General features: G+C 70.0%; 21 protein-coding genes. 13 read left to right on the forward strand and 8 right to left on the reverse strand.

Going from position 1 to position 24,536, the window contains the following annotated elements; genetic code table 11:
- The first annotated feature begins 35 nt into the window (after positions 1–35).
- The 3 genes from ACIBH1_RS31610 (at position 36) to ACIBH1_RS31620 (ending at position 2,153) form a co-directional block, all read left to right on the forward strand.
- Entirely contained in the window at positions 36–434 is a 399-nt protein-coding gene (locus tag ACIBH1_RS31610) for a DUF3224 domain-containing protein (RefSeq protein WP_181614168.1), read from the forward strand.
- 102 nt (positions 435–536) lie between these two features.
- The gene (locus ACIBH1_RS31615) at positions 537–1,610 is read left to right on the forward strand and encodes a flavin-containing monooxygenase (RefSeq protein ID WP_397317616.1); all 1,074 of its coding nucleotides are present in this window, start codon (positions 537–539) and stop codon (positions 1,608–1,610) included.
- Between the two features lie 6 nt (positions 1,611–1,616).
- Complete coding sequence (locus ACIBH1_RS31620) at positions 1,617–2,153, forward strand: DUF1697 domain-containing protein (protein ID WP_397317617.1); 537 nt, start codon at positions 1,617–1,619, stop codon at positions 2,151–2,153.
- On the opposite strand, the gene ACIBH1_RS31625 is transcribed toward ACIBH1_RS31620, so the two are convergent.
- The gene (locus ACIBH1_RS31625) at positions 2,139–3,539 is read right to left on the reverse strand and encodes a class I adenylate-forming enzyme family protein (protein WP_397317618.1); all 1,401 of its coding nucleotides are present in this window, start codon (positions 3,537–3,539) and stop codon (positions 2,139–2,141) included. The genes ACIBH1_RS31620 and ACIBH1_RS31625 overlap by 15 nt on opposite strands.
- A 126-nt stretch (positions 3,540–3,665) precedes the next feature.
- Here ACIBH1_RS31625 and ACIBH1_RS31630 point away from each other — a divergent pair, with 126 nt between their 5' ends.
- The 7 genes from ACIBH1_RS31630 to ACIBH1_RS31660 all read left to right on the forward strand — a co-directional run bounded on the left by ACIBH1_RS31630 (position 3,666) and on the right by ACIBH1_RS31660 (position 11,997).
- On the forward strand, positions 3,666–5,174 hold the full coding sequence (locus ACIBH1_RS31630) for an MFS transporter (RefSeq protein WP_397317619.1): 1,509 nt from the start codon (positions 3,666–3,668) through the stop codon (positions 5,172–5,174).
- A gap of 10 nt (positions 5,175–5,184) precedes the next feature.
- On the forward strand, positions 5,185–6,369 hold the full coding sequence (locus tag ACIBH1_RS31635; RefSeq protein WP_397317620.1) for a cytochrome P450: 1,185 nt from the start codon (positions 5,185–5,187) through the stop codon (positions 6,367–6,369).
- Between the two features lie 87 nt (positions 6,370–6,456).
- The gene (locus tag ACIBH1_RS31640) at positions 6,457–7,383 is read left to right on the forward strand and encodes a DUF6039 family protein (protein WP_397317621.1); all 927 of its coding nucleotides are present in this window, start codon (positions 6,457–6,459) and stop codon (positions 7,381–7,383) included.
- A complete protein-coding gene (locus ACIBH1_RS31645; RefSeq protein ID WP_397317622.1) occupies positions 7,380–9,128 on the forward strand; it encodes an amino acid adenylation domain-containing protein in 1,749 nt (582 codons plus the stop codon). The genes ACIBH1_RS31640 and ACIBH1_RS31645 overlap by 4 nt, the downstream gene beginning before the upstream one ends.
- A 42-nt stretch (positions 9,129–9,170) precedes the next feature.
- Positions 9,171–10,085, forward strand: coding sequence for a chlorinating enzyme (locus tag ACIBH1_RS31650; protein WP_397317623.1), 915 nt, complete (start codon positions 9,171–9,173; stop codon positions 10,083–10,085).
- 5 nt (positions 10,086–10,090) lie between these two features.
- Positions 10,091–11,215, forward strand: coding sequence for an alpha/beta fold hydrolase (locus tag ACIBH1_RS31655; protein WP_397317624.1), 1,125 nt, complete (start codon positions 10,091–10,093; stop codon positions 11,213–11,215).
- Positions 11,216–11,316: 101 nt separating this feature from the next.
- Complete coding sequence (locus ACIBH1_RS31660; RefSeq protein WP_397317625.1) at positions 11,317–11,997, forward strand: Crp/Fnr family transcriptional regulator; 681 nt, start codon at positions 11,317–11,319, stop codon at positions 11,995–11,997.
- On the opposite strand, the gene ACIBH1_RS31665 is transcribed toward ACIBH1_RS31660, so the two are convergent.
- Genes ACIBH1_RS31665 through ACIBH1_RS31690 form a run of 6 tightly spaced genes read right to left on the reverse strand, consistent with a single transcriptional unit; the run spans position 11,994 to position 19,243 of the window.
- Positions 11,994–12,710, reverse strand: a complete 717-nt coding sequence (locus ACIBH1_RS31665; protein ID WP_397317626.1) for a PIG-L deacetylase family protein — start codon at positions 12,708–12,710, stop codon at positions 11,994–11,996. The genes ACIBH1_RS31660 and ACIBH1_RS31665 overlap by 4 nt on opposite strands.
- Before the next feature lie 39 nt (positions 12,711–12,749).
- Positions 12,750–15,323 carry a family 78 glycoside hydrolase catalytic domain gene (locus tag ACIBH1_RS31670; RefSeq protein ID WP_397317627.1) on the reverse strand — a complete coding sequence of 858 codons (2,574 nt, stop codon included), beginning with the start codon at positions 15,321–15,323 and terminating at the stop codon, positions 12,750–12,752.
- On the reverse strand, positions 15,320–16,309 hold the full coding sequence (locus ACIBH1_RS31675; RefSeq protein ID WP_397317628.1) for a serine hydrolase domain-containing protein: 990 nt from the start codon (positions 16,307–16,309) through the stop codon (positions 15,320–15,322). Before ACIBH1_RS31675 ends, ACIBH1_RS31670 begins: the two co-directional genes overlap by 4 nt.
- Positions 16,306–17,124, reverse strand: a complete 819-nt coding sequence (locus ACIBH1_RS31680; RefSeq protein ID WP_397317629.1) for a carbohydrate ABC transporter permease — start codon at positions 17,122–17,124, stop codon at positions 16,306–16,308. Before ACIBH1_RS31680 ends, ACIBH1_RS31675 begins: the two co-directional genes overlap by 4 nt.
- On the reverse strand, positions 17,121–17,984 hold the full coding sequence (locus ACIBH1_RS31685; RefSeq protein ID WP_397317630.1) for a carbohydrate ABC transporter permease: 864 nt from the start codon (positions 17,982–17,984) through the stop codon (positions 17,121–17,123). Before ACIBH1_RS31685 ends, ACIBH1_RS31680 begins: the two co-directional genes overlap by 4 nt.
- The gene (locus tag ACIBH1_RS31690; protein ID WP_397317631.1) at positions 17,984–19,243 is read right to left on the reverse strand and encodes an ABC transporter substrate-binding protein; all 1,260 of its coding nucleotides are present in this window, start codon (positions 19,241–19,243) and stop codon (positions 17,984–17,986) included. The genes ACIBH1_RS31685 and ACIBH1_RS31690 overlap by 1 nt, the downstream gene beginning before the upstream one ends.
- A gap of 128 nt (positions 19,244–19,371) precedes the next feature.
- Between ACIBH1_RS31690 and ACIBH1_RS31695 the strand changes: the two genes are divergently transcribed.
- From ACIBH1_RS31695 to ACIBH1_RS31705, 3 genes are all read left to right on the forward strand, one after another.
- Positions 19,372–20,361, forward strand: a complete 990-nt coding sequence (locus ACIBH1_RS31695) for a LacI family DNA-binding transcriptional regulator (protein WP_397317632.1) — start codon at positions 19,372–19,374, stop codon at positions 20,359–20,361.
- 63 nt (positions 20,362–20,424) lie between these two features.
- Positions 20,425–21,993 carry a hypothetical protein gene (locus ACIBH1_RS31700; protein WP_397317633.1) on the forward strand — a complete coding sequence of 523 codons (1,569 nt, stop codon included), beginning with the start codon at positions 20,425–20,427 and terminating at the stop codon, positions 21,991–21,993.
- The gene (locus ACIBH1_RS31705; RefSeq protein WP_397317634.1) at positions 21,990–23,885 is read left to right on the forward strand and encodes a hypothetical protein; all 1,896 of its coding nucleotides are present in this window, start codon (positions 21,990–21,992) and stop codon (positions 23,883–23,885) included. Before ACIBH1_RS31700 ends, ACIBH1_RS31705 begins: the two co-directional genes overlap by 4 nt.
- Here the strand turns inward: ACIBH1_RS31705 and ACIBH1_RS31710 are convergent.
- Entirely contained in the window at positions 23,872–24,441 is a 570-nt protein-coding gene (locus ACIBH1_RS31710) for a TetR/AcrR family transcriptional regulator (RefSeq protein ID WP_397317636.1), read from the reverse strand. The genes ACIBH1_RS31705 and ACIBH1_RS31710 overlap by 14 nt on opposite strands.
- Positions 24,442–24,536 lie beyond the last annotated feature (95 nt).

A 24,536-nucleotide genomic window follows, 5' to 3' on the forward strand; every position in this document is an offset into this window, starting at 1 on the left:
TGACGGGTAAGGCACGAAAAACGGAAGGAGACGCCATGACTACGCAAGGTAAGGGGACGTACCAGGTAACGGGGTGGGACGAGAAGCCTTACTCCGAGAAGAAGGGGCAGGCGAAACTCACCAAGGCCCACTTCACCAACACCTTCACCGGAGACATCGAGGGCGAGGGCACCTCCGAGTACCTCATGGTCTACCCCTCTGACACCTCCGCCACCTTCGTCGGCCTCCAGCAGGTCGTCGGCAGCGTCAAGGGCCGCAAGGGCACTTTCGTGCTGCAGGCCACGGGCACCTTCGAGGAGGGCCTGGCCAAGGCCGACTGGTCGGTCGTGCCCGACTCGGGCACCGAGGAACTGGCCGGACTGAAGGGCAAGGGAGGATACGTCTCCAAGAGCGACGGGTCCGCCGACTTCACCCTGAACTTCACCAACGGCTGACCCCCGATTCCAGTGACGAGCGGGTCTGCTCAACTCTGAGCAGACCCGCTCTTCCATGGTCGGCGACGATGGCTCGACAGACGTCGAAGGGGGTCGTAGACCATGGCTGAGCGTGTGGAAGTGATCGTGGTAGGTGGCGGCCAGAGTGGCTTGGTGGCCGGCTACTACCTCAAGCGGGCCGGAATCCCGTTCCTCATCCTCGACGAGGAGGACCGGGTGGGACAGGCCTGGCGCAAACGCTGGAACTCGCTGGAGCTCTTCACGATCGCCGAGTACTGCGCGCTGCCCGGCCTGCGCTTCCCCGGCGGGAAGAACCGCTTCCCGAGCAAGGACGAGATGGCCGACTACGTCGAGGCCTACGCGCGGGAGTTCGACCTGCCGATCAGGCTCGGCACCAAGGTCACCTCGCTGGAACCCGCCCACGGCGGCTACCGGCTGGAGACCACCGCCGGCACCTTCGAGGCCGAGCAGGTCATCGTCGCCACCGGCGCCTACCGGCTGCCCAAGGTCCCGCCCATCGCCGCCGGGCTGAGCGACGAGGTGTACCAGACCCACACCGGCACCTACCGTGAGCCGTCACAGGTCCCCGGCAGGACCGTGGTCGTGGTCGGCGCCGCCAACTCGGGCGCCCAGATCGCCCCCGAACTCGCCGCCACCCACCGGGTGCTGCTGTCGCAGGGCTCGCCGCTGCCGCACTTCGGCCGCCGCTTCCTCGGCAAGGGCCTGCACTGGTGGGGCGACAAGTTCGGGCTGATCGCCAAGCCGCTGCAGGGCGAGCGCGACCGCCTGCACAAGAAGACGATCCTCGTCGGACCGAGCCTGAAGAAGCTCTCCAAACGGCACGGATTCGAACTCGTCGGGCGCACGATCGGGGCCGAGGGCCGCACCATGCGGTTCGAGGACGGCAGCGAGGTCGAGACCGACGCCGTGGTGTGGGCCACCGGATTCCGCTACGACTACTCCTGGATGCACGCCCCCGTGCTCGACCAGGGCGGCGCGCCGATCCAGGAACGCGGCGTGACCGACGCCCCCGGCCTGTACATCCTCGGCATGCAGTGCCAGCACTCCTATGGTTCGGCCCTCATCTGGTGGGTAAAAGATGATGCCGCGTATCTCGTCGAACGGATCAGGGAGCGCCGCCACCGGACGGCGGGGGTTCCCAGCCGGAAGGGGTGAGCCGAGATGAGCCGACAGGTGGCGCTGCTGCGTGGCGTGAACGTCGGAGGCCGCAACCAGGTGGGCATGCCCGCCCTCCGCGAACTGCTGGAGGGCCTGGGCTACGAGGACGTCAAGACCCACCTGCAGAGCGGCAACGTCGTCTACAGCTCCGGCAAGGCCCCCGACCGGGCCGCCAAGGAGATCGAGCAGGCCCTGGCCAAGGAACTGGGCGTCAAGGTGCCCGTGCTGGTCAGGACGAAGACGGAGCTCGCGGCCATCGCCAAGGCCGATCCGCTCGGCAAGGTGGCCTCCGATCCGGCCCTGTATCTGGTGACGTTCCTGTCGGACAAGCCAGAGGCCAAGAAGATCAAGGAAGTGGATCCCGAGAAGTACGAACCCGACGTGTTCAAGCACGTCGGGCAGGAGATCTACGTCTGGTGCCCCAACGGGGTGCGCAACACCAAGCTCACCTACTCCTTCTGGGAGAAGCTGCTCGGCGTGACGGCCACGGCCCGCAACTGGCGGACCGTGACCAAGCTGCTGGAGCTAGCGGACGGCTAGCCGCCGCCGCAGCAGCGCCTTGCGAATCTTGCCGATCGGCCCGCGCGGCAACTCGTCCACCACGACGATCCGCGCGGGCCGTTCGTGCGGGTCCAGGCGTTCGGCGGCCGCGCGGTGCAGCTCCTTCTCCGGCACGGGCGAGCGCAGCACGACGGCGGCGCACACGCCCTCGGCGTCGCCGAAGGCGGCCGCCTCGACCACCTCGGGATGCCACTGCAGGGCGTGCTGCACCTTCGTGGAGGAGATCGCCCGGTCGTCGGCGGTGATGACATCGCAGGCGCGGTCGAAGAAGTGCAGGCGCCCCTCCTCGTCGACGTGACCGAGGTCACCCATGTGGGTCCAGCCGTCCCTGAAGACCCGGGCCGTGGCGCGCGGATCGCGGAAGTAGGACCGCTGCGGCGCCTCCGACCGCAGGCAGATCTCGCCCAGCCGCCCGGCCGGGAGCGGCCCGTCGTCCCCGTGGATCATCAGGTCGGTGCCGCCGCTGGGCCTGCCCAGGTGTTCCTCCATGGAGTCGACGGGCCGGTTCACGAAGGCGGGGGCGGCTTCCGTGGAGCCGTAGCCGATGACGATCCTCGTCTCGGGCAGCGCCTTCGCCAGCCGGCTCACGGTCGCCATCGGCACCGGCGCCGAGCCCAGCATGAGGGCGCGCAGCCCGGTCAGGTCGTGACGCTCGTGCCAGCCGTACGCCACCATCCGCGTGACGATCGACGGCGGGACGATGGCCATCGGGACCCGCAGCTTCTCGATCATGCGGGCGACGGTCTCCGGGTCGAGGCCGCTCAGCACGTGCACGGTGGCCGGGGCCGTCATCGCGGTCATCATCGCGCTGTGCCCGGCGTTGGTCCCGACGGGGACGGCCGCGAGCACCCCGTCGATGCCGTCGAACAGCCGGCCGCGTCCTTCGTGGCCGAAGGTGAGGTTGGCCAGGCTGACGGCCACCGGTTTGGCGCCTCCGGTGGTGCCGGAGGTGAAGAGGATCTCGGCGAGGTCGTCGGGCGGGCCGCCGGCCGTACGGGATGTCTTGCGCAGGCTCTCCGGCGTGGCCGTCCAGCCGCCGAAGCCGGCCGCGGGCGCGCGCACCTCGGGACCGTGCAGCAGGCCCGCGACCTCGCACCTGGCCAGCCGCGAACGTAACGTGCGGGCGGGCAGCTTCGGCGACAGGCCGACGACCGTTCCGCCCGCCATGTGGACCGCCAGCTCGGCGATCGCGTAGCCGATCCAGTCGTCGAAGAGCAACGCGATCCGGCCGGGCGGCAGGCGGCGGGCCAGCTCCTCCGACTCGCGCAGCCACCCCCCGACCGACAGGAAACGGTCACCGTCAACGGTCAGCGCGACGTGGTCGCCGTCGCGGTCACGCACCAACTCCGGCAGCGTCGTGGTCATGCGGCCGATCCTAGGAAGCGGCCCGCGCCCGGGATGCTCAGTGTTGAGCAGACTCGCGTCCCGGCTGTCTGTTGGCTGGAGGGGAAAGCGGGAGCACTCGAGAGCCGCCTAGGGAGGCGATGTCCCATGAGTAACCCCGGTACCAGCACAGGACCACCAGCGGTGTCGCCACGCGCCCAGCTGTTCGCCACGATCGGGGCACTCCTGGCGCTCGCGCTGGCGTCGATCGACGTGTCGGTGGTCGGCGCGGCCATGCCGCGGATCGCGGACGACCTGAACGGCCTGGGCCTGTACGCCTGGGTCGGAGTCTCCTACGCGGTCGCCGCCGCGGTCGTGGTACCCGTCGCGGGCAAGCTCGGCGACATGTTCGGCCGCAAACCGGTCCTCCTCGTGGGGCTGGCGGGTTTCCTCGTCGCGTCGTGGTTGTGCGGCGCGGCCCAGACGATGCCGCAGCTCGTCGGCTTCCGCGGGCTCGCGGGCCTGTTCGGCGGTGTGCTGATGGCCAACATCTTCACGCTGCTGGCCGACATCTACACCCCCGAGCGCCGCACGCAGATGCAGGGCGTGTTCTTCGGCGTCGCCGGGCTCAGCATGGTGATCGGCCCGCCGGTCGGCGGCCTCATCACCGACAGCTGGAGCTGGCGCTGGGTCTTCTACGTCAACGTGCCGATCGGCCTGCTGGCCATCCTCGCGGTGGTCGTCGGCGTGCCTTTCGTGCGTTCGGGAGCCAGCTGGCGCGACATCGACTTCGGCGGGGTGCTGGCGCTCATCGCCGGCGTCGTGCCCATCCTGATCGGGCTCACGCTGACCGGCGACGGACGTGCGTGGACCTCTCCCGAGGTGCTGGCCCTGCTGATCGGCGGGGCGATCATGCTCGTGGTGTTCTTCCTGGTGGAGACGCGCGTCGCGGCCAATCCGATCGTGCCGTTCCCGCTGTTCAAGACCCCGCAGTTCGCGATCATGGCCGTGGTGGCCTTCTTCTCGGCCTTCGCCATGATGGGCGTGACGTTCTACGTGCCCCTGCAGTACCAGGGCGTGATGGGCGTGACCGCCACGCACTCGGGCACCCTGCTCATCCCCATGACCCTCGGCCTGATGCTCATGGGCCCGATCGCGGGCAAGGCCCTGACGGCCATGTCGCGCTACCGGATCCTCGGCGTCATCGCCATGCTGGCGATCACCGGTGGGCTGTTCCTGCTGTCGACCGTCGGCCCCCACACCGGCCAGGGCGTGCCGATCACCGCCATGATCCTGATCGGCGTGGGCATCGGGATCGCCTTCCCGATGGCGACCTCGGTCGTGCAGAGCGCCGTGCCGATGAGCCAGGTGGGCGTCGGCACCAGCCAGGTGCAGTTCTGGCGGATGATCGCCGGACCCGTGGCGCTGGCCGTCCTCGGTTCGATCCTGACCGCCCAGATCGGTGTGGCGGCGCAGGGCGACGTCCTCGGCGGCGGAGGCGTGTCCCCCGCCCAGCTGGCCGACGCCATGAGCAACCTCTTCCTCGCCAGCGCGATCGCGACGGCCATCGGCCTGGTGGCGACCTTCTTCCTCAAGGAGATCCCGCTGCGCGACATGTCGGCGATGTCGAAGAAGCCGGCCCAGAAGGCCCCGACGAACCGGACCGCTAAGGCCTGACATGGATCACGTGACCTTACCCGCCACCTATCCGATCGCCAGGAGTTGCCCGCTCGATCCGCCGCAGGAGTACCGGCTCTTCCGCACCGGACGTCCCATCACCCGCATCACGCTGGACTTCGATGACAGCGTGGTGTGGCTGGTGACGAGGTACGAGGACGCGCGGGCCATCCTCGGCGACCCGAGGTTCAGCTCCGACTTCTCCACGCCCGGCTTCCCCGCGCGGCTCACCTCGCAGCCGCCGGGACCCGGCACGTTCATCCGGATGGACCCGCCCGACCACTCGCGGCTGCGGCGCCTGCTGCTGCCGGAGTTCACCCGCAGGCGGGTGCAGGAGCTGCGCCCGGCGATCCAGCGGATCGCCGACTCGCTGATCGACGACATGGCGGGCGCCTCGCCCCCCGTCGACCTGGTGGAGTCGCTGGCGTTGCCGCTGCCCTCGCAGGTGATCACCGAGCTGCTCGGCGTGCCGTACGAAGACCGCGAGTACTTCCACTACACGACGAAGGCCATCGGGGACCAGAGCGTCGACCCCCAGCAGCGCATGAAGGTGCGCAACGACCTCAAGACCTACCTCGACGAGCTCGTGGCGGCCAAGGAGGCCCGGCCGGGCGACGACCTGCTCAGCCGCCTGGGCCGGAGCAGGGAGGAGGCCGGGGTCAGCCGCGAGGAGGTCGTCGGCATCGCCACGCTGCTCATGGTGGCGGGCTACGAGACGATCGCCAACCAGATCGGCGTCGGCACCCTGGTCCTGCTGGAACATCCGGACCGGCTGGAGCAGCTGCGCCGCGATCCCGACAAGTTACCGGCCGCGATCGAGGAGATCATCCGCCACCAGACCGTCATCGACTACGGCGCGCGACGCGCCGCCACGGCCGATGTCGAGGTCGGCGGAGAGCTGATCAAGGCCGGCGACGGCGTGGTGGTCGTGCTCGCCTCGGCCAACCGCGACGAGGAGATCTTCCACGATCCCGACCGGCTCGACTTCGACCGCGAGCAACGGGACCATCTCTCCTTCGGATACGGCATCCATCAGTGCATGGGCCAGATCCTGGCCCGAACCCAGCTGGAAGCGGCGTGGTCGACGCTGTTCCGGCGCATCCCCGGCCTGCGCCTGGCCGTCCCCGTGGAGAAGGTGCCCTTCCGTAACGACATGTTCGTGTACGGCGTGCACGCACTGCCCGTGACCTGGTGAAACCCCCGCCTGCTCACTATTGAGCAGGCGGTCTCCGCGGTCCTGATTAGCGTGACGAAATAGTCGATAGATGGACGGAGCGTAGCGATGACCCATCCGAATCCCGTCATCCCGCCGGCCGAGGCGCAGACCTCCGTGGACTCCACGGACCTGCTGAACTCCTCGACCGCCGGCGTGATCGTCGAACGCACCGCGCAGGTGAGGAACGGCTTCCACGCGGAAGGACGCAAGTTCGCCCGCATGATGGCCGAGTTCGTCAACGTCAAGCAGGTGGGCGTGGCGAGCGTCTTCGTCTACGAGGAGACCTTCGGGATCAAGGACAAGCTGCACTGGCTCATCCATCTGAGCTCCCTGGAGGCCTACGAGGCCATGGTCCACATGGGCACCTCGGACCAGGAGTACCGCGGCAACGTGTCGTCCGAGCAGGTCTCCGAGGACAAGGGCGGCGGCGGCTGGGACAAGATCTTCGTCGACGGCAGCATGCAGGAGACCGTGCTCATGCCGCAGTTCTGGGGCATGTACGGCACCAAGGTCGACGGCGAGCGCGAGAAGCAGACCTCGGTCTACCAGCAGCAGGGCCCGCTCACGGGCCTTCCGGGCGCCAGGGAGCAGGTGCCGCAGCCCGTCGACCAGCTCGTGCACTCGGGCAACTGCGGGCTGCTGCTGCACCGTACGGCCCAGCTCGAGTACGACTTCAGGTCCGAGGGGCGCACGTTCGCCCGGGAGGCCGCGGAGTCCATCAACGAGAACCTGCCGGGCGAGGCGACCGTCTTCGTCTACGAGGAGGCGTTCGGCGCCGCCGACCGCATCCACTGGCTGATCCACATGAAGTCGCTCACGACCTACTACAAGGTGCTCGCCCTGCACGTGAAGGACGAGCGCATCCGCGACCTGTACTTCCAGGAGCGGATCGCCCCGGAGCGGGGCGGCGGCACGTGGGCCAGGATGTTCGTCCCCGGCAGCATGGTGGACGTCGCGCTCACCCCGCATCACTGGGGGATGTACGCGACATGATCGGCCAGTGTCTGCACGAGATCTTCGCCGAGCGCGCCAGCAGCGCGCCCGACCGGATCGCCGTGTCGGCCTCCGGTGAGCACATCACCTACGGCGACCTCGACCGGCGGGCCGACCGGCTCGCGCGGCGCCTGGCCGCCGTGGGGGTGGGCCCCGACGTCCTGGTGGGGCTCTGCGCCGAACGCGGCATCGACATGATCGTCGGCCTGCTCGGCATCCTGAAGGCCGGCGGAGCCTACGTTCCGGTCGATCCGTCCTACCCGGCCAAACGCATCGAGTTCCTGCTGCACGACAGCACCGTCTCGACCGTGGTGGCCACCACCAGGGTCGCCGACCACCTGGAGGACTGCACGTCCCGGGTCGTCTGGATCGACGAAGACGCCGATGAATCCGGCGGGCCCCTTCCGGAGGCGACCGACGCCGACCTGGCCTACGTCATCTACACCTCGGGCTCGACCGGCACCCCGAAGGGCGTCCTCATCGAGCACCGCAACGTCGTGCGGCTCTTCGAGCAGACCCACCCCTGGTTCGGCTTCGACGAGACCGACGTGTGGACGCTCTTCCACTCGGTGAGCTTCGACTTCTCCGTCTGGGAGATCTGGGGCGCCCTGCTGTACGGAGGGCGGCTCGTGATCGTGCCCAGCATGACCGCGCGCCTGCCGGAAGAGCTGCGCGAGCTGCTGATCACCGAGGGCGTCACCGTGCTCAACCAGACGCCGTCGGCCTTCAGGCAGCTGGTCACCGCCGACGTCAGGCGTGACCGGCCCTCGCCGTACGAGCTGCGTCACATCGTCTTCGGGGGCGAGCGCCTGGACGTGGAGGCGCTGCGGCCCTGGATCGCGCGCTACGGCGACCAGCGCCCGCACCTCGTCAACATGTACGGCATCACGGAGACCACGGTCCACGTGACCTACCGGCGCGTCACCGACGAGGACCTCAAGCACCCCGAGCAGAGCCCGATCGGCGTGCCGATCCCGGACCTGCGGCTGCACCTGTTCGACGCCGGGGGCTACCCGGCCTCGGAGGGCGAGCTGTACGTCTCGGGTCCCGGGCTCGCCCGCGGCTACCTCAACAGGACCGAGCTCACCGCCCGGCGCTTCGTCACCGGGCCGGACGGCGAGCGCCTGTACCGCTCGGGCGACCTGGCCGCGCGCCTGCCCGAGGGAGAACTGGTCTACCGGGGGCGCGCCGACGAGCAGCTCAAGGTGCGGGGCTTCCGCATCGAGCCGCGGGAGATCGAACTGTGCCTCCAGGGCCATCCGCAGGTGGCCGCCGCGGTGGTCGCACCACGCGACTACGGCGAGGGCGATGTGCGCCTGCTGGCGTTCGTCGTGCCCGACCCGGGCGCCTCGCCCGGCGGCGACCTGGCAAGTCAGCTCGCCGCGCGCGCGGCGGATGAGCTGCCCGCGCACGCGCGGCCATCCGAATTCCACATCGTGCCGGAGATCCCCATGACACCGCAGGGAAAGGCAGACCGCACGGCCCTCGTCGACAACGTCACGAGCAGCGCCGATGACAGCGCGACCTTGGAGGTCGTGCAGCGTATAGCCGAGGAGGTGCTCCAGCGCGAGGAGGTCCCGCCCAAGGTTGACCTGTTCGACCTCGGCGCCACCTCGCTCGCGTTCACCCGCATCATCGCCCAGGTCAACGAGCGATTCGGGGTGTCACTCACCGGCCGCGAGCTGGAGGAGGACGCCTCCGTGGCCTGCCTGGCCTCCTGCGTCGACCACCAACTGACCGCATAGGGAACGATCATGCAACAGAGTCGTGTACAAGGTACCCACGCCATGAACAGGGAGGAGCTCAAGCTCTTCCACCAGCGTGGCTACTTCGGGCCGTTCAAGGTGTACGAGATCGACGAGATGCGCGCGATGTGGCGGCGGGAGCGGTTGCGCCTGATGGACCGCAGCAACGCCGCCTACGGCGACGAGGGCGCGGCCGCGGGCAACACCAACATCGCCAACTACGACCGGCACCTCGATTCCGAGTTCCTGGCCGACCATGTCAGCCGGCCGGAGATCGTCGACAGGGTCACGAGCGTGCTCGGGCCCGACGTGCTGTGCTGGCGCACCGAGTTCTTCCCCAAGTACCCCGGCGACGAGGGCACCGACTGGCACCAGGCCGACACCTTCGCCAACGCCTCGGGCAAGCCGCAGATCGTCTGGCCCGACGCGGAGGAGTTCGGCGGCACCGTCACCGTCTGGACCGCGTTCACCGAGGCCAACGAGGACACCGGTTGCCTGCAGTTCATCCCCGGCACCCACCAGACGATGTTCTACGACGAGACCAAGCGGATGCACTACGACCCCAACCAGATCAACAGCGCGGAGAAGGACGGCGTGCGTCGCGGGTTCTTCGGCTACGACTACCGCGAACTGCAGATCGATCCGGACTGGAAGCCGGACGAGTCGAAGGCGGTGTCGATGGTCATGCGTCCCGGTGAGGCCATCCTGTTCTGGTCGACGCTGATGCACGCCTCGCTGCCGCACAACGGCAAGACGGACGAGATGCGGCTCGGCTTCGCCAGCCGCTACGTGCCCACGCGGGTGGACATCTACCCGGGCAGCGACGAGATCGAGGAGTACGGCGGGCGGGTCAGCCTCGAGAAGTACGGGGCCGTGCTGGTCGCGGGCAGGAACGACAACCCGCACAACCGCATCGCGGTCTCCACGACCACAGGACACCCCTTCACGACACGGTGATGCTCGTGACAGCGGAACTGACGAGTCTGGCCCACGCCATGCTGTCCGTGCGGCCGCTGGTGGACGTCCTGGAGCACCCGGTGCGCCTGGCCGGCCCGGTTGAGATCGCCTCCCTGGTGAACAGAATGGCGGCTGGGCTGGGCGCACCGGAGTTCCACCTCACCGACGACCACGAGGGCCTGGGAACGTTCGAGCGGGTGGTGAGCGACCACCTCGGTCTGCACCACCGCGGGCTCGACACGCGCTTCGCGCCCACCGAGATCGACCGGGCGGCCGACGAGGCCGTCGCCGGCGGTTTCGAGGCGCTGTGCACCCGCCACGAGATCCCCCTGCCGGGTGGCGGTCCGCCGCTGCCCGCCTACAGCGCGGGGAAGCACGGCGCTCCTGCCGTGGTCATCGTCGCCGCCTGCGGCATGCCGGCCAAACTGTGCGAGGAGTGGGTGCGCTTCCTGGCTGTCGACCACCACGTGCTGACCTGGGAGACCCGCGGTCTGTTCGGGCCGGCCACGGACGCCGCGGCCCCGGCCACGGACGTGGACGCCCAGGCCGGTGACCTGTTCGCCGTGATGGATCACTTCGACGTGCGCACGGCCCACCTGATGTGCCTGTGCGGCGGCGCGGTGGTCGGGCTCGCGGCAGCGCACCGGGATCCAGGGAGGGTGTCGTCGCTGAGCCTGTGGCACGGGGACTTCGCGGCCGTCGCGGCGGCGGAGAAGACCCACCACCAGCAGAACCTGGTGGCGCTCATGGACATGGGCGCCGCGGACCGTGACCGGGCCGCGGCGATCCATCCTGTCTTGTGCCAGACCATGCTCTCGACGGTGCCGCCGGACCTGGCGCACCTGGTGGTCTACCCGTACGCCACGGCGGACCTGCTGTTCCGCTACTGCGGGCTGAACGGGGAGATCATGAAGACGGACGTGACGCCCTGGCTGGCGGGCCTGGAGCGGCCCGTCCTGGTGGTCACGAGCGAGGACGACGAGACGGCCCATCCCGACGGGTCGAGGGTCGTGGCGGGAGCGCTCCCTGACGCGAAGCTCCACGTCAGGCCGCACGGCGATCACATTTCGCTGTTCCAGGGCGACGAAGATCTGATGAAGACGGCCAGGGATTTCATCCAGAACTGCTAAAAGAATGGGTCACGTGCAGATTTCGCATTTGTCACGTTTGGCGTTAGGTTGAAGGGTAGGGGGACGGGAAAAGACGCCGGGGACGGATGTAGAGGCAAGGGATGACTTCTGCACAAGTTACACAGTTCAGAGAAGACCTGCGAACCTTCATCGCACGAGACTCGGTAGAGGCCTCGTCGGTCAGGGTGCCGAAAAGAACCAACATCTACAACTGCGGTCAGCGCGACGGGAACATCTACCTGGTCGAGAGCGGCCAGATCAAAACGCAGATGTACGCCCGCTGCGGCAAGGAATGCCTGCTCTCGATCTTCACGGCCGGTGACATCTTCGGCGAACTGTCACTGCTCGGCCCGGAGCGCTTCGAGACAGCGACCGCCATGCGGACCTGCTGGGTCAGGAAGATCCCCGCCGTCCGGTTTCGGGCCGCTCTCGCCGAGAGCGGCCTGCTGGACGCGTTCATCGACCATCTGGCCCAGCGGCTGGCGGAGCAGCAGCACGTCATAGCGACCATGGTGACCATGGACAGCGAGCAACGCCTCGCTTTCGTGCTGCTGAACTTATCGCGCAAAATCGGAAAACGTTGCGCGCATAATATCCGTGCCATTGAGGACCGAATCACCCAGGAAGAACTATCCGGAATGGTCGGCACCACGCGCTCGCGGGTCGGCTATTTCCTCAAGAGGTTCAAGGACGCCGGCTTCGTTCTGCCGACGTCCGAACCCTTCCTGCTGGTAGATGAAAAGCGGCTGGCCGAATACGTGGACGTATGGCCGTTCTTCTAGAACTCCAGAAGCTCGAACGGAATGGCCGGGCGGCCGCCGAACCTCTGACCCGTGGCCTGGGCGAAGCCCTCCAGCGGGCCGCGAGCGGCGCCCGGCGGAATTCCCAGCCCGGCCAGATAGGCCTGGTGAGCCTCGACGGAGGCGACGGCGGCATCGAGGAATCCCGTCACGTCGACCGCGTGCGTCGGCTGGGTCGAACCCGCGACCGCGACGTACTTCACCCCGTTCCAGGGCTTGGCCTCGAGGTCGGGGAAGATCCACCGGTTACCCGCGTCGAGCACCGCGTCCAGGGCGGCGCGTCCGGTGTTCCTGTGGTCGGGCGAGTTCCACTTTCCCGTGAAGGTGAAGTCGTGGTGGTTGAACGTCACGACCAGCTCGGGCCGGTGATGGCGGATCGCGGCGGCGATGTCCCGGCGTAAGCCCGCCGTGCACTCCACGGAGCCGTCGGCGTAGTCGAGGAACTCGACAGAACCGACGCCCACGATCGCCGCGCTCGCGTGCTGCTCCTCCTCACGGACCTTGACTGCCTCCGCCGGCGCCATGCCGTCGATGCCGGCTTCCCCTCGGGTGACGAGCAGGTAGCCCACCTGCTTTCCCGCTGCCGTCCAGGCCGCTACCGCGCCGGCGCAGCCGAACTCCATGTCGTCGGGGTGAGCCGCCACGGCCAGGGCCCGGGTCCAGTCGTTGGGCATGGGTTGCAGATTCTCGGTCATGGTTTTCCCCTGACCACACCTCCTGGCGGTAAACGCGGCTCAACGGAGCTCGTCCCAGGCTTGGAGCAGATGATTCACGGCGGGTCCCGGGGCCGTGAACGACCAGCGGCCGGGCGGCAGGTTCAGGGCGCATCCCCCGTCGCCGAGCCTGGTCGTCGGCAGCTGTTCATTGAGACCCATGAGGAAGGTGCCGTTGACGGTCATCCCGTCCCACGCGCCCCGCACGGGCAGCACCGCGCGAGCGGTCACGCCCTCCGGGACGTCGAAGGTGAACTGCACCCCGTCGGGCCCGGCCCGCCAGCCCGACTCGACGGTCCCCGACGCGCTCCGGTAGCGGGCGTGCGCCTGACGGAGCAGGGGAACGGGGCCGGGACGCAGCAGCAGCTCGCCGAAGCCGCCGCCGGTCCCGCGCGGGTCGTCGCCCAGGCCCGCCACATGACGGAACAGCCAGTCGCCCACGCAGCCGTAGGCGTAGTGGTTGAAGGAGTTCATGGCCGGCGTCTGCAGGCCGTTGCGGTGGTGCCAGGCGTCCCAGCGTTCCCACATGGTCGTCGCCCCGGCGCGCAGCTGGTAGCGCCACGACGGGTAGCCCTCCTGGTTGAAGATCCGGCAGGCCACGTCGTGGTGACCGGTCTCCGACAACACCGGCAGCAGCAGGGGGGTGCCGACGAATCCCGTCATGAGCCGGTGGCCGCCGTCGCGGACCAGGTCGGCCAGGGCCTGCGCCGACGCGGCCCGGTCCTCGGGCGGGATCAGGTCCCAGGCCAGGGCGACGGCGTAGCCGGTCTGCGTCTCGGTGCGCAGCCTCGGCCCGTTGAGGAAGGCCTGCTGGAAGGCGCCGGACACGCGGGTGAAGGCCTCGCCGTACTCCTGAGCGTGCGGCTCGCCCAGCACGTCGGCGGCGTGCGCGATCAGGCGGAGGCTGCGGGCCAGGGCGGCGGTGGCGATGAGGCTCTTGGGCGTCTCGACGGTGCCGGGCGCCAGCCAGTCGCCCAGGGCCCTTCCTGGCCTGATGCCCTCGTCCGCCTGGGCCAGGCAGTAGGCGGCCCAGCGCCGCATCGGGTCGTAGGCGCGGCGCAGCGTGCGGTCGTCGCCGTAGCGCCGCCACAGCAGCCACGGCACCTCGACCAGCGCGTCGGACCACACGGGGGAGTCGTAGCCGTACTCCGGCAGCACCGGCGCGACGTGCGGGACCGCGCCGTCGGACCGCTGGCCGTCGATCAGCGTCGTCACCCAGCCCGACAGGAACGCCTGCGTGTGGCGCAGGAAGCCGAGCGTCGAGCCGAACACCGAGATGTCGGCGGTCCAGCCGGCCCGCTCGTCGCGTTGCGGGCAGTCGGTCGGCACGCTGACGAGGTTGCCGTCCGCCGACGCGCCGATGTTGGCGATCAGCTGCCGTACGGCGGGGTCGCTCACGGTCAGGGTGCCGGTGACGGGGAGCGCGGACGACAGCAGCACCGCTTCGAGATCGTCCGGGGTCAGCGCGCCGGGCCAGCCGGTGATCTCCGCGTAGCGGAAGCCGTGCAGGGTGAAGGCGGGCTCCGCGACGTGCGGGCCGGGGCCGAGGTCGAACTCGTCGCGCTGGCCGGCGGTGCGCAGGTTGTCGGTGTAGAGCCGTCCCGTCGCGGTCAGCTCCTCGCCGTGCCGTACCTCGATGGTCGCGGGGCCCTCGACGCGCAGCCGGATCCGGCCGACGACGTTGCGCCCGAAGTCGGCGACCTGGATGCCCGGCGCGGGCTCGGTCACGGTGACGGCCCGCACCGTGCCGATGACCCGCACCGGGGGCGTGAGGTCGGCTTCCACCGAGATCTCGGGCGCCGGGACCTCCGAGGCGGGCCAGGACCGCCCGGAAGGCTCCCGTACGGTCTCGCCCATGATCAGGTCGGCGCGCGGGCGGCCGAGGTCGTGCAGCGTCCAGGCCGAGCCGGTGGCCGCCACGCGACGCAACCCGTCGTCGTCGCGCACGAGCACCTGGGCGCTGGCGGCGGGCCGGTCGCCGTAGCGGAACGGCCCGCCTCCGGCGACGTGCCCCGCGTACCAGCCGGGCGCGAGCCACACCTCCAGCTCGTTCTCACCGGGAACGAGCCGGTCGGTGAGCTCCAGCAGCCGGTAGCGGACGCGGTGCTCGTAGTCGGTCCAGCCGGGCGCCAGTTCCTCGTCGCCGAGCCGTACCCCGTTGAGCAGCGCCCGGTAGACGCCCAGCGCGGTGACGGCCAGCCACGCGCGGCCGGTCCGCGCGGTGAACGACCCGCGCAGGGCCACCGCCGCTTCGGGATCTCCCGCGATCCACGGCGCGTCCCACCGGCCGCGCAGGCCCGTGGTGAACGTGCCGGTCGCGTGCCCCTCGACCCGCCAGGTGTACGGCATGAGCGGATCGAGCCGATCGCCGGGCACGTCCACCACGGAGGTTCCGGGCGGCACGAGCGTCCGCCAGACCTCACGCCCTCCGGCATGGACGGTGACGTCGGCCGCCACGGGCAGGCGGGCCTCCCAGGAGAGCCGGGGTTCCTCCACGCCCACCGGATCCACCAGACCGCACGTCAGACCCGGGAGAAGGCCGCGCGTGGCCGTGCCGATGTAGGGCGTCTGCGCGCCGCTGACCTGCCGCTTCACGCATCGAGCCCGGTGGTGAAGGCGTTGTGCAGGCCGTCGATGTCGACGCCGAACACGCTGGGCGCCATGACGTTGATCAGCAGCACGAAGCAGGCGTCCTGCTCCGGGTACATCCACCACTGGCATCCCGAGGCGCCACCGTGCCCGTAGAGCCGCCGCTCCAGCAGTCCGGGAGCCGAGTGGCGCAGGTTCCAGGTCAGCCCCCAGTCCTGCCCGGCGTTGACCGGGTCGGGCTGCAGTTTGACCAGGCCGGTCGTCTGCGGGGTGGTCATGGCGGCCAGCGTGGTCGGGTGGATCAGCGCGCGGTCGCCGCGCAGCAGCGCCGAACCGAGCGCCAGGAGGTCCTCGGCCCGCGAGAACAGCGCGCCCGCCGGGTGGCGGAGCCGGACGAACTTCTCGAAGTCGAAGCCGGGCCCGAGCAGGTCGAGGTGGTGGACCTCGGCGGCGTCGCACGCGGGGTCGAAGGTGATCTGCCCGCCGCCGGGCACCAGCGTGTTCAGGTCGGCGTCGACCAGGTCGGCCAGGTCGTGGCCGGTGACGTCGCGGACCATCGCGGCGATCCCGGCGAAGGCCAGGTTGGAGTAGTGGCTGAGCGTGCCCGCCTCGAACAGCGACGGCACGGTGACGAGGTGCTCCACCAGGTCGTCGGGGGTGAGCGTCTGCTCGGCGATGCCCGCGGTGTGGGTGAGCAGGTGCCAGAGCGTCACGTCGGGGCGCGGGAAACGCGGCAGCACGTCGCGCAGCGGGCGGCGCAGCGACAGCAGCCCGCGCTCGACCTGCCGCAGGGCCAGCAGCCCGGTCAGCGGCTTGGTCACCGAGAACAGCGCGAAGTGGTCGCCGGGCCTGGTCTCGCGGCCGTCGTGCTCGCCGAAGGCCTCCAGCACCTGGATCCCGTCGGAGGTGGCGGCGCCGAACACCGCGCACGGCAGCCGCCCCTCCTTGATCTCGCGCCTGACCCAGTCGAGCGCGATGTCGTGAGTGGTCATCCCTTGAGAGCACCTTCCGTAAGGCCGGCCAGGACGCGCTTCTGCGCGACGACGTACACCGCCACCAGGGGCAGCGTGGTGAGCAGGACGTGGGCGAAGACGAGGTTCCAGTTCAGGCTCTGCAGCGTGCCGGAGGCGAACTGGAACAGCGCCAGCGGCAGCGTGGCGTTCGAGCTGCCCTGGAGCAGGAACAGGGCGAAGAAGAAGTCGTTCCAGACGTTGATGACGAGGATGACGCCGCCGACGAACAGCACCGGGCGCAGCAGGGGCAGCAGGACCCGGACGAAGATCTGGCCGCGGGAGGCGCCGTCGATGGCGGCGGCGTCCTCCAGGTCGCGCGGGAACGCCCTGACGAACCCGGTCGCCAGGAAGATCACGATGCCCAGGCGGCAGCCCGTCATCGTCAGCACGTAGCCGAGCGTGCCGCCGTCCAGCGACAACGCGCGCAGCAGGTAGACGGTCGGGATGATCGACGGCGGCAGCAGGATCGACAGGCCCATCACGAAGTAGGCCGCCTGCAGCCAGCGCGACCGGCTGCGCCCGAACGCCCAGGCCGCCGCCGCGCCGAGGAGCACCGCGGCCAGCACGATCGGCACGGTCACCTTGAGGCTGTTGAACAGGCCGGCCAGGTAGCCGCCCCGGTCGAGCACGGTGGCGTAGTTCTCGGCGATCGCCCAGGTGCGGGGCAGGCCCAGGCCGAGCTCGGCGGCCTCGCCCGCGGGCTTGAAGGAGTTGACGACCACGAGCCAGACGGGGACGAGCACCCACGGGATCGCGAAGAGCGTCAGCGCCGCGTATTTCACGAACGTTCTCATCCCGCCACCTCCCTGCGTCGCAGCCACCAGACCAGGGGCACGGCGGTGGCGATCACCAGCAGCGTCACGGTGAAGCCCAGCGCGCTGGCGGAGCCGAAGAAGCCCTGGCCCCACTGCTGGCGCATCACGACGTTGAGCGCGCGGGTGTGGTCGCCCGGCCCTCCGCCGGTGGTGGCGGCGATCACGTCGTAGGCGCTGAGCGCGCCCACCAGCGTGACCGCCACGTTGAAGGTCAGCGCCGGGGCCAGCATCGGGAAGACCACCCGGCGGAACCTGGTCCACGGCCCCGCCCCGTCGACGGTCGCCGACTCCAGCAGCGACCTGGGGATCGAGTTGAGCCCCGCGATGTAGACGAGGGTGATCAGCCCGCTCCACTTCCACGCGTCGATGAAGGCGACCACGAGGAGCGCGGTGGACGGCTCGCCCAGCCACGCCCATTCGATGCCGAGGAAGGAGTTGACCGCCCCCTCGGGGGCCAGCAGCCCGCGCCAGATGTAGCCGGCCGCCAGCGGCGAGATGAGCGTGGGCAGGAAGAACGCGGAGCGGAAGATCGTGTTGATCCGGCTGGTGCGCTGGAGGGCCAGGGCCAGCGAGAGGCTGACGGTGTTCTGGATCGCCATGCACAGGAACGCGTACAGCACGGTCACGGTGACCGCGTTGGCCAGCAGGTCCTGGTCGATCAGCGTGCCGAAGTTCTCCAGGCCGTTCCAGGTGATCTCGGCCCGGAAGCTCGTCCAGGAGGAGAACGCGAACCGCACGTTGAGCAGGAACGGGGCGACGAAGAAGACCGTGACCAGCACAATCGCGGGCAGCGCCCACCTGTGGGCCCACGGCAGCCAGGCCGCCCGGTTGTTCCTCATCACCATCCTGGCAGCCCCGCCGCCTTGGCCGCCTGCTCGACCTGGCTCTGGAGCTGGGTCGCCGCGGTCTGCGGGTCCTTCTGCCCGGCGATCAGCTCGGACATGAGCTGGGCCAGCCCGCCCATGCCGGGGATGTCGGAGTTGAAGGCGATGACCGCGCCGGTGTCGTAGGCCTTCTTGACGTCCTGCAGCACGGACGAGACACCCTCGGGGTCCGGCACGTCCTTGAGCACGGGGAAGGTCTTGGAGGCGGCGATGTACTCCGCGTAGGCCGGTCCCGTCATGAAGCGCACGAAGTCGAGCGCCGCCTTCTCCCGCGCGGCGTCACCGGTCTTGGGCAGGTAGAACGTGCCGATCGGGCCGGGCGCGTAGGTCACGAGCGGCTTCGCGCTCGACAGGCCGACGAAGCCGACGTTCTCGTCGACCGTCTTCTGGTCGCCGCCCGCGGCCGCCAGGAGGGCGGGGAGCATGTCGGAGTGCTGGGCGACCATGGCCGCCTTGCCGGTGACGAGGGCCTTCATAGAGTCCTCGAACTTGGCGGTGACGATGTCCTTGTTGAAGCAGCCGTCGGCCTTCAGCTTGGCGTAGGCGGAAAGGCCCGCGACGAAGGGGGAGCCGGAGTCGGCCAGCGTGCTGCTGTGGCCCGCGATGGCCTTGCCGTACGCGTTGGCCTGGTTGGCGTCGGCCAGGTAGAGGATGGGCAGGATCTGCGTGGGCCAGATCGAACCGCCGGCCTCGAAGACGGGCGTCACGCCCGACGACTTGAGCGAGGCGCACGCCGTGGACAGCTCGGCGAAGCTCTTGGGCGGCTCGGGCAGGAGCTTCTTGTTGTAGTAGAGGCCGAAGACCTGGGGGAAGCCGGTGATGGCGGCGTAGACCTTGCCGTTGACGGATCCCGCGGCCTGGTAGAGGTCGCCGGACCTGGCGATGTAAGCCTCGCCCGACAGGTCGCGCAGGTTCTCGGCCGGGTTGAGGGCGAGCAGGCCGCTGACCGTCGCGTGGTACTCCAGGATGTCCGGGCGTTCGCCGGTGGCCCACTTGGTCTGGGTCGTGTCCTCGAAGCCGTCGGAGGGGATCGAGATCAGCTCGATCGTGTGGCCGGACTGCTTCTCGAACTTCTTGTACATCTCCAGCAGCGGTGCCGGGTCGGCGCTGTTGTGCCAGAGGGTCAGTTTCACCTGGCCGGTCTCCTCCGCCGGGGCGGTGGATCCGCAGCCGACGAGGGACAGAGCGATGACGGCGCCAAGCAGAGCTCTCACACCTGTGCTCCTGTTCGTGGAAAGTTGTGTAGAACGTTCTCCAGTCTCTAGCCAGATGTCAAGAGGTCGACTAACCTCACCAACCAGAAAACGTTCTACGAGAAGGGCAGCTTGTGACGAGCGGACGGGTGACCATCGCCGATGTGGCCAAGCGGGCAGGGGTGTCCACGGCGGCCGTGTCGAAGGTGGTGCGGGGCGCCTACGGCGTGAGCGCGGAGATGCAGGCCAAGGTCACGCAGGCCATCGACGAGCTGGGCTACCGCCCGCACGCCGCCGCCCGCGCCCTGCGCGGACGCACCTACACGCTCGGCGTCATGCTCTCCGACACCCGCAACCCGTTCTTCCCCGACATCATCGAGGGCGTCACCGGCCAGCTGAGCGGCACCGAATACCAGGTGCTGCTCGGGCCCGGCGGCATCGAGCCCAAGACGCAGGCCAGGATGACCGACGCCATGATCGACCGGAGCATGGACGGCCTCATCCTGATCTCGCCGGTCACGACCGACGCCGAGCTCGCGGCCATCGCGGCGGGCACCCCGGTCGTCGTGATCGGCCGTCACGGCGCCGCCTCGGCCTACGACTCGGTCGTCGACGACGACGTGATGGGCGCACGGCTCGTGGTCGACCACCTGGTCGGGCTCGGGCACACCCGGATTGCGCACATCACCCACCTGGAGCGCGCCCGCGCCCAGGGCCTGCCGCACACGGTGCGCGCCGAAGGCTACCGCCAGGCGATGCGCGCCCACGGGCTCGCCGACGACGTGCTGGCCACCTCCTTCACCGAGGAGGGCGGCTACGAAGGCGCGCGCGAGCTGCTCGCGCGCGAAGACCGGCCCACCGCGATCTTCGCCGGCGCCGACATCGCGGCGCTCGGCGTGCTGCGCGCCGCCGACGAGGCGGGCCTGTCGGTGCCTGAGGACCTGTCCGTCGCCGGATACGACAACATCGGCATCGCCTCGCTCAAACGCATCTCCCTCACCAGCGTCGACCAGGACGGGCAGGTCATCGGGGCGACCGCCGCGCGCCTGCTCGTCGAGCGCATCGAAGGACGCACCCGTTCCGTGACGTCGTCGGTGTCGCCGACGCTGATCGTCCGCGGGAGCACGGGACCCCTCTGAGACCGCACGTCGGGGGACTGGTGCGGGCCATTCATTAAAACGATTCGATCGAAGGACCCCCACGTGAGACGACTCGCTCTCCTCGCCCTTCTCCTGCCACTGATCACACCGGCCCAGCCCGCCCTCGCCCAGACGACGGCCTGCCCGGTGCGGGTCGACCCAGCCGCCTTCGCCTCGGAGGCCCGCCTGAACACCCTGGCCGAGCAGCAGGAGGCTTTCGGCCCGAGGCCGACGGGCTCCACCGCGCACGCCGGCTACATCGACTGGCTGGAGGACGAGCTGGCGACCATCCCCGGCCTGCAGTTCTCCTCCCTGCCCTACGCCATCGACCGGTGGGACAGCCTCGGCACCTCCCTGACCGTCGGCGGTACGGCGGTGCAGGTCGCGGCGCCCGTGCCGTTCTCCGCCTCCGCCGATGTGACCGCGCCGCTCGTCCACCTGGCGGCCGGGACGAACATCACCCCCGCCAACGCCGCGGGCAAGATCGTCGTGCGGGACCTGCCGTGGACGAACGTGCCGAACCTGCTGTTCTATCCGCTCGGCGGCCTCGGCTACTCCATGTACGACCCCGGCCTGACGATCAACCTGCTCGGTTCGGAGTCGATGGAGGCCCCGGCCGCCGCGGACGCCGACCTCAAGGCCGCCGCCGCGGCGGGCGCGCTGGGCGTGATCGAGGTCAGCCAGCTGCCGCACGCGCAGATCCAGGGCATGTACGCCCCCTACGAGGGCCTGCCGTACGGCCTGCCGGGCGCCTACGTCGGCGCCGACCAGGGCAAGCAGATCAAGGACGCGCTCGCGGCCGGCCAGCAGGTCCAGGCCACGCTGTCCCTGAACGCCGCCTGGACGCCGACCACGACCCGCACCCTGCTCGCGACCCTGCCCGGCGGGAGCGCGCAGAAGATCGTCGTCGAGAGCCACACCGACGGCATGAGCCCGGTGTGGGACAACGGGCCGCTCACCATGATCGAGATGGCGCGCTACCTGTCGACGCTGCCGGTGGCCTGCCGTCCCCGCACCGTGCAGTTCGCGTTCGTCACCGGCCACCTCTACCAGCACCTGACCGGACCGGACGTGCGCGAGGGCGGCGCCGGCCAGCTCGCCGCGCAGCTCGACGCCGAATACGACCAGGGCGGCGTCTCCTCCGTCGTGGTGCTGGAGCACCTGGGCGCCAGGCGCTACGACGCGGTCGCCCGGCCGGGCGGCCTGCCCGGCAAGCAGCTCGTGCCCAACGCCACCCTCACCGAGCTGCTGATGGTCCCGGTCAGCGAGAGCACGCAGCTGCGCGAGCTGGTCAAGGGCCACATCCAGCACTGGGACGTCCGCCGCACCGCGGTCCTGAAGGGCCTGTCGGCCGCCGACCTCACCAAGGTGCCGCGCCACTGCTCCTTCGGAGGCGAGGGCACCCCGTACAACCAGCACCTGCTGCCCGTCATCGCCCCCATCGCCGCGCCCAAGACGCTGTTCTCGCCGCAGTTCGGCGCCGAGGCGATCGACGTGGCGGCGATGCGCAAGGCCTCGCTCGCCTTCACCGACGTCGTGCTCGACCTCGGCCCGATGGCCCAGTCGGCCGTGGCGGGGGATGTGACCTCCATGCGCCAGATGCGCGCCTCCGGCACGCCGGGGTGCGTGTGAGCATCGACCGCGAGGCGCTCGTGCGCCGGCACACCGTGACCGACGCCGGATGCCCGCTCACCGTCGGCAACGGCGAGTTCGCCTTCACCGCCGACGCCACCGGGCTGCAGACCTTCGCACCGCTGGGCACCCAGGCGCAGTGGGGCTGGCACACCATGCCCAACCCCGAGGGCCACGTCCTGGACGACGCGCTCACCGACTACGACGGCGTCGGATACCCCGACCTGTACCCGGCCACGGAGGCGGGCGGCTGGCTGCACGTGAACCCGCACCGCCTGCATCTGGGCCGGATCGGCCTCGACGCCGCTCCCGGAGCCGTGATCGGGCGGTCGAAGCAGACCCTCGACCTGTGGACCGGCCTGCTGTCGAGCTCCTTCGAGCTCGACGGCGTGCCGTACGAGGTGGAGACGGTCTGCCACCCCGAGCGGGACCTGCTGGCCGTCCGCGTCGCGGGCGGCGGCGGGATCAGGATCACCTTCCCGTACGCCAGCGACGGCTGGCACACCACCGCCGACTGGGGCAGGCCCGACCGGCACACCACCACGCACGCGGTGAACGGCTCGCGGTGCGACTTCATCCGCGTCCTGGACGACGACCACTATTACGTGGCCGCCGAGTGGACGGGGCAGGCACGTTTCACCACGCCAGGCCCGCACGAGTACGTGATCCAGGGCGACGAGCTGGAACTCGTCGTCGAGGTCTGCCGCCGGCCGCCCGGCCCGCTCCCGTCCTTCTCCCGGGTCCGCACGGCTGCCGCCGCCCACTGGCAGCGGTTCTGGACGAGCGGGGGAGCGGTGAGCTTCGAGGGCAGCGCCGACCCGCGAGCACCCGAGCTCGAACGCCGGGTCGTGCTCTCGCAGTACCTCACCGCGGTCAACTGCGCGGGTTCCACCCCGCCGCAGGAGACCGGGCTGGTCGTCAACTCCTGGAGCGGCAAGTTCCACCTGGAGATGCACTGGTGGCACGCCGCCCACTTCGTCCTGTGGGGCAGGCCGGAGCTGCTGGAGCGCAGCCTGCCGTGGTATCGCTCGATCCTGCCGCGGGCCAGGGAGACCGCCCGGCGGCAGGGCTTCCGCGGCGCCCGCTGGCCCAAGCAGGTGGGGCCGGAGGGCAGGGAGAGCCCGAGCGAGATCGGCGCGTTCATCGTCTGGCAGCAGCCGCACCTCATCTACTTCGCCGAGCTGCTCCGCAGGGGCCGCCCAGGAGCGCTGGACGACTACCGGGACCTGGTCTTCGAGACGGCCGAGTTCATGGCGTCGTTCGCGGCCGGCGGGCATCTCGGGCCGCCGCTGGTCCCGGCGCAGGAGTCCTACCACGAGTCCAGGCGGACGGTGCGAGACCCCGCCTTCGAGCTGGCCTACTGGTGGTGGGGGCTGGAGACGGCTCAGCGGTGGCGTGCCCTCATCGGCCTCGAACCGGAACCCGAGTGGGCGCGGGTCATGGACGGCCTGGCCAGGCCGCTGGTGCGCGACGGCGTCTACGCGGCCATCGGCGTGGAGCCGTACACGATCAGGACCGACCATCCCTCGATGACCGGCGCGCTCGGGTTCGTGCCGCCGACCCCGCTGATCGATCCCGAGACCATGCGGCGCACCCTGCACGACGTGCTCGCCGACTGGGACCTGGACAGCACCTGGGGCTGGGACTATCCGATGCTCGCGATGTGCGCGGCCAGGCTGGGCGAGCCTGGCACGGCCGTGGACGCGCTGATGATGGAGGCGCCGAAGAACACCTACCTGCCCAGTGGCCACAACCACCAGTGGCCCGACCTGCTGCCCCTCTACCTGCCGGGCAACGGCGGCCTGCTGGCGGCGGTCGCCCACCTGGCGGCCTCGCGGTGCTTCCCCGACGGCTGGCGGGTCCAGGCGGAGGGGGTGGTCACGATGCCGTGAGCAGGGTGACCGTGTAGTGGAACAGGTCGCCGGCCGACGACTCCAGGGTGGTCGCGTGGCCCGCCCGCACCTCCGAGGCGATGAACTCGGTGGCCCCGTAGACGATCAGGCGGGGCACCGCGTCGCCCAGCGGCCGGCTCTCCGGCCTGGCCCGGCCGGCCAGGGCCGCGAGCATGTCGAGGAAGGGGCGGTAGGCGGCATCACGCTGGGCGGCGGCGCGCTCGCCCGCCCTCGGGAGTTCCACGAAGTACGCCTGCGCGTACTCCGGCCGCTCCTGCCACCAGCGCAGGTAGGCCAGGAGCCCCAGCCGGAGCGACTCGGTCCAGTCGTCGCCCGCCTCCGAGGCGGCGGCGTAGATCGTGTCGATCATGTCGGGCAGGTCGCGCTCGCATCCGGCCAGGAAGCACGCCTCCTTGTCGGCGAACTGCGCGTAGAAGGCGTTGCGCGAGACCCGCGCGGCGGCGATCACGTCCGGCACGCTCGTGGCGGCGTAGCCGCGCCTGGCGACGAGCCGCAGCATGGCTTCCACCAGGCGCTCCCGCTGGGAATTGCGCACCGTGTCAGGGGAGAGCCCATGTTTTCCCCTCGGAAGCGGACGGACTTCTTCATCTCTTGACATCGCTCACCGATCGTACTTCTCTCTCTTGGAGA

This window comes from Nonomuraea sp. NPDC050663 (assembly GCF_044456985.1).
Lineage (GTDB): Bacteria > Actinomycetota > Actinomycetes > Streptosporangiales > Streptosporangiaceae > Nonomuraea.

Coding starts and splice junctions, on each gene's coding strand:
- ACIBH1_RS31615 (WP_397317616.1), top strand. CDS start 537: ATGGCTGAGCGTGTGGAAGTGATCGTGGTAGGTGGCGGCCAGAGTGGC.
- ACIBH1_RS31685 (WP_397317630.1), bottom strand. CDS start 17,984: ATGAGGAACAACCGGGCGGCCTGGCTGCCGTGGGCCCACAGGTGGGCG.
- ACIBH1_RS31640 (WP_397317621.1), top strand. CDS start 6,457: ATGACCCATCCGAATCCCGTCATCCCGCCGGCCGAGGCGCAGACCTCC.
- ACIBH1_RS31675 (WP_397317628.1), bottom strand. CDS start 16,309: ATGACCACTCACGACATCGCGCTCGACTGGGTCAGGCGCGAGATCAAG.
- ACIBH1_RS31665 (WP_397317626.1), bottom strand. CDS start 12,710: ATGACCGAGAATCTGCAACCCATGCCCAACGACTGGACCCGGGCCCTG.
- ACIBH1_RS31625 (WP_397317618.1), bottom strand. CDS start 3,539: ATGACCACGACGCTGCCGGAGTTGGTGCGTGACCGCGACGGCGACCAC.
- ACIBH1_RS31680 (WP_397317629.1), bottom strand. CDS start 17,124: ATGAGAACGTTCGTGAAATACGCGGCGCTGACGCTCTTCGCGATCCCG.
- ACIBH1_RS31650 (WP_397317623.1), top strand. CDS start 9,171: ATGAACAGGGAGGAGCTCAAGCTCTTCCACCAGCGTGGCTACTTCGGG.
- ACIBH1_RS31645 (WP_397317622.1), top strand. CDS start 7,380: ATGATCGGCCAGTGTCTGCACGAGATCTTCGCCGAGCGCGCCAGCAGC.
- ACIBH1_RS31610 (WP_181614168.1), top strand. CDS start 36: ATGACTACGCAAGGTAAGGGGACGTACCAGGTAACGGGGTGGGACGAG.
- ACIBH1_RS31660 (WP_397317625.1), top strand. CDS start 11,317: ATGACTTCTGCACAAGTTACACAGTTCAGAGAAGACCTGCGAACCTTC.
- ACIBH1_RS31620 (WP_397317617.1), top strand. CDS start 1,617: ATGAGCCGACAGGTGGCGCTGCTGCGTGGCGTGAACGTCGGAGGCCGC.
- ACIBH1_RS31630 (WP_397317619.1), top strand. CDS start 3,666: ATGAGTAACCCCGGTACCAGCACAGGACCACCAGCGGTGTCGCCACGC.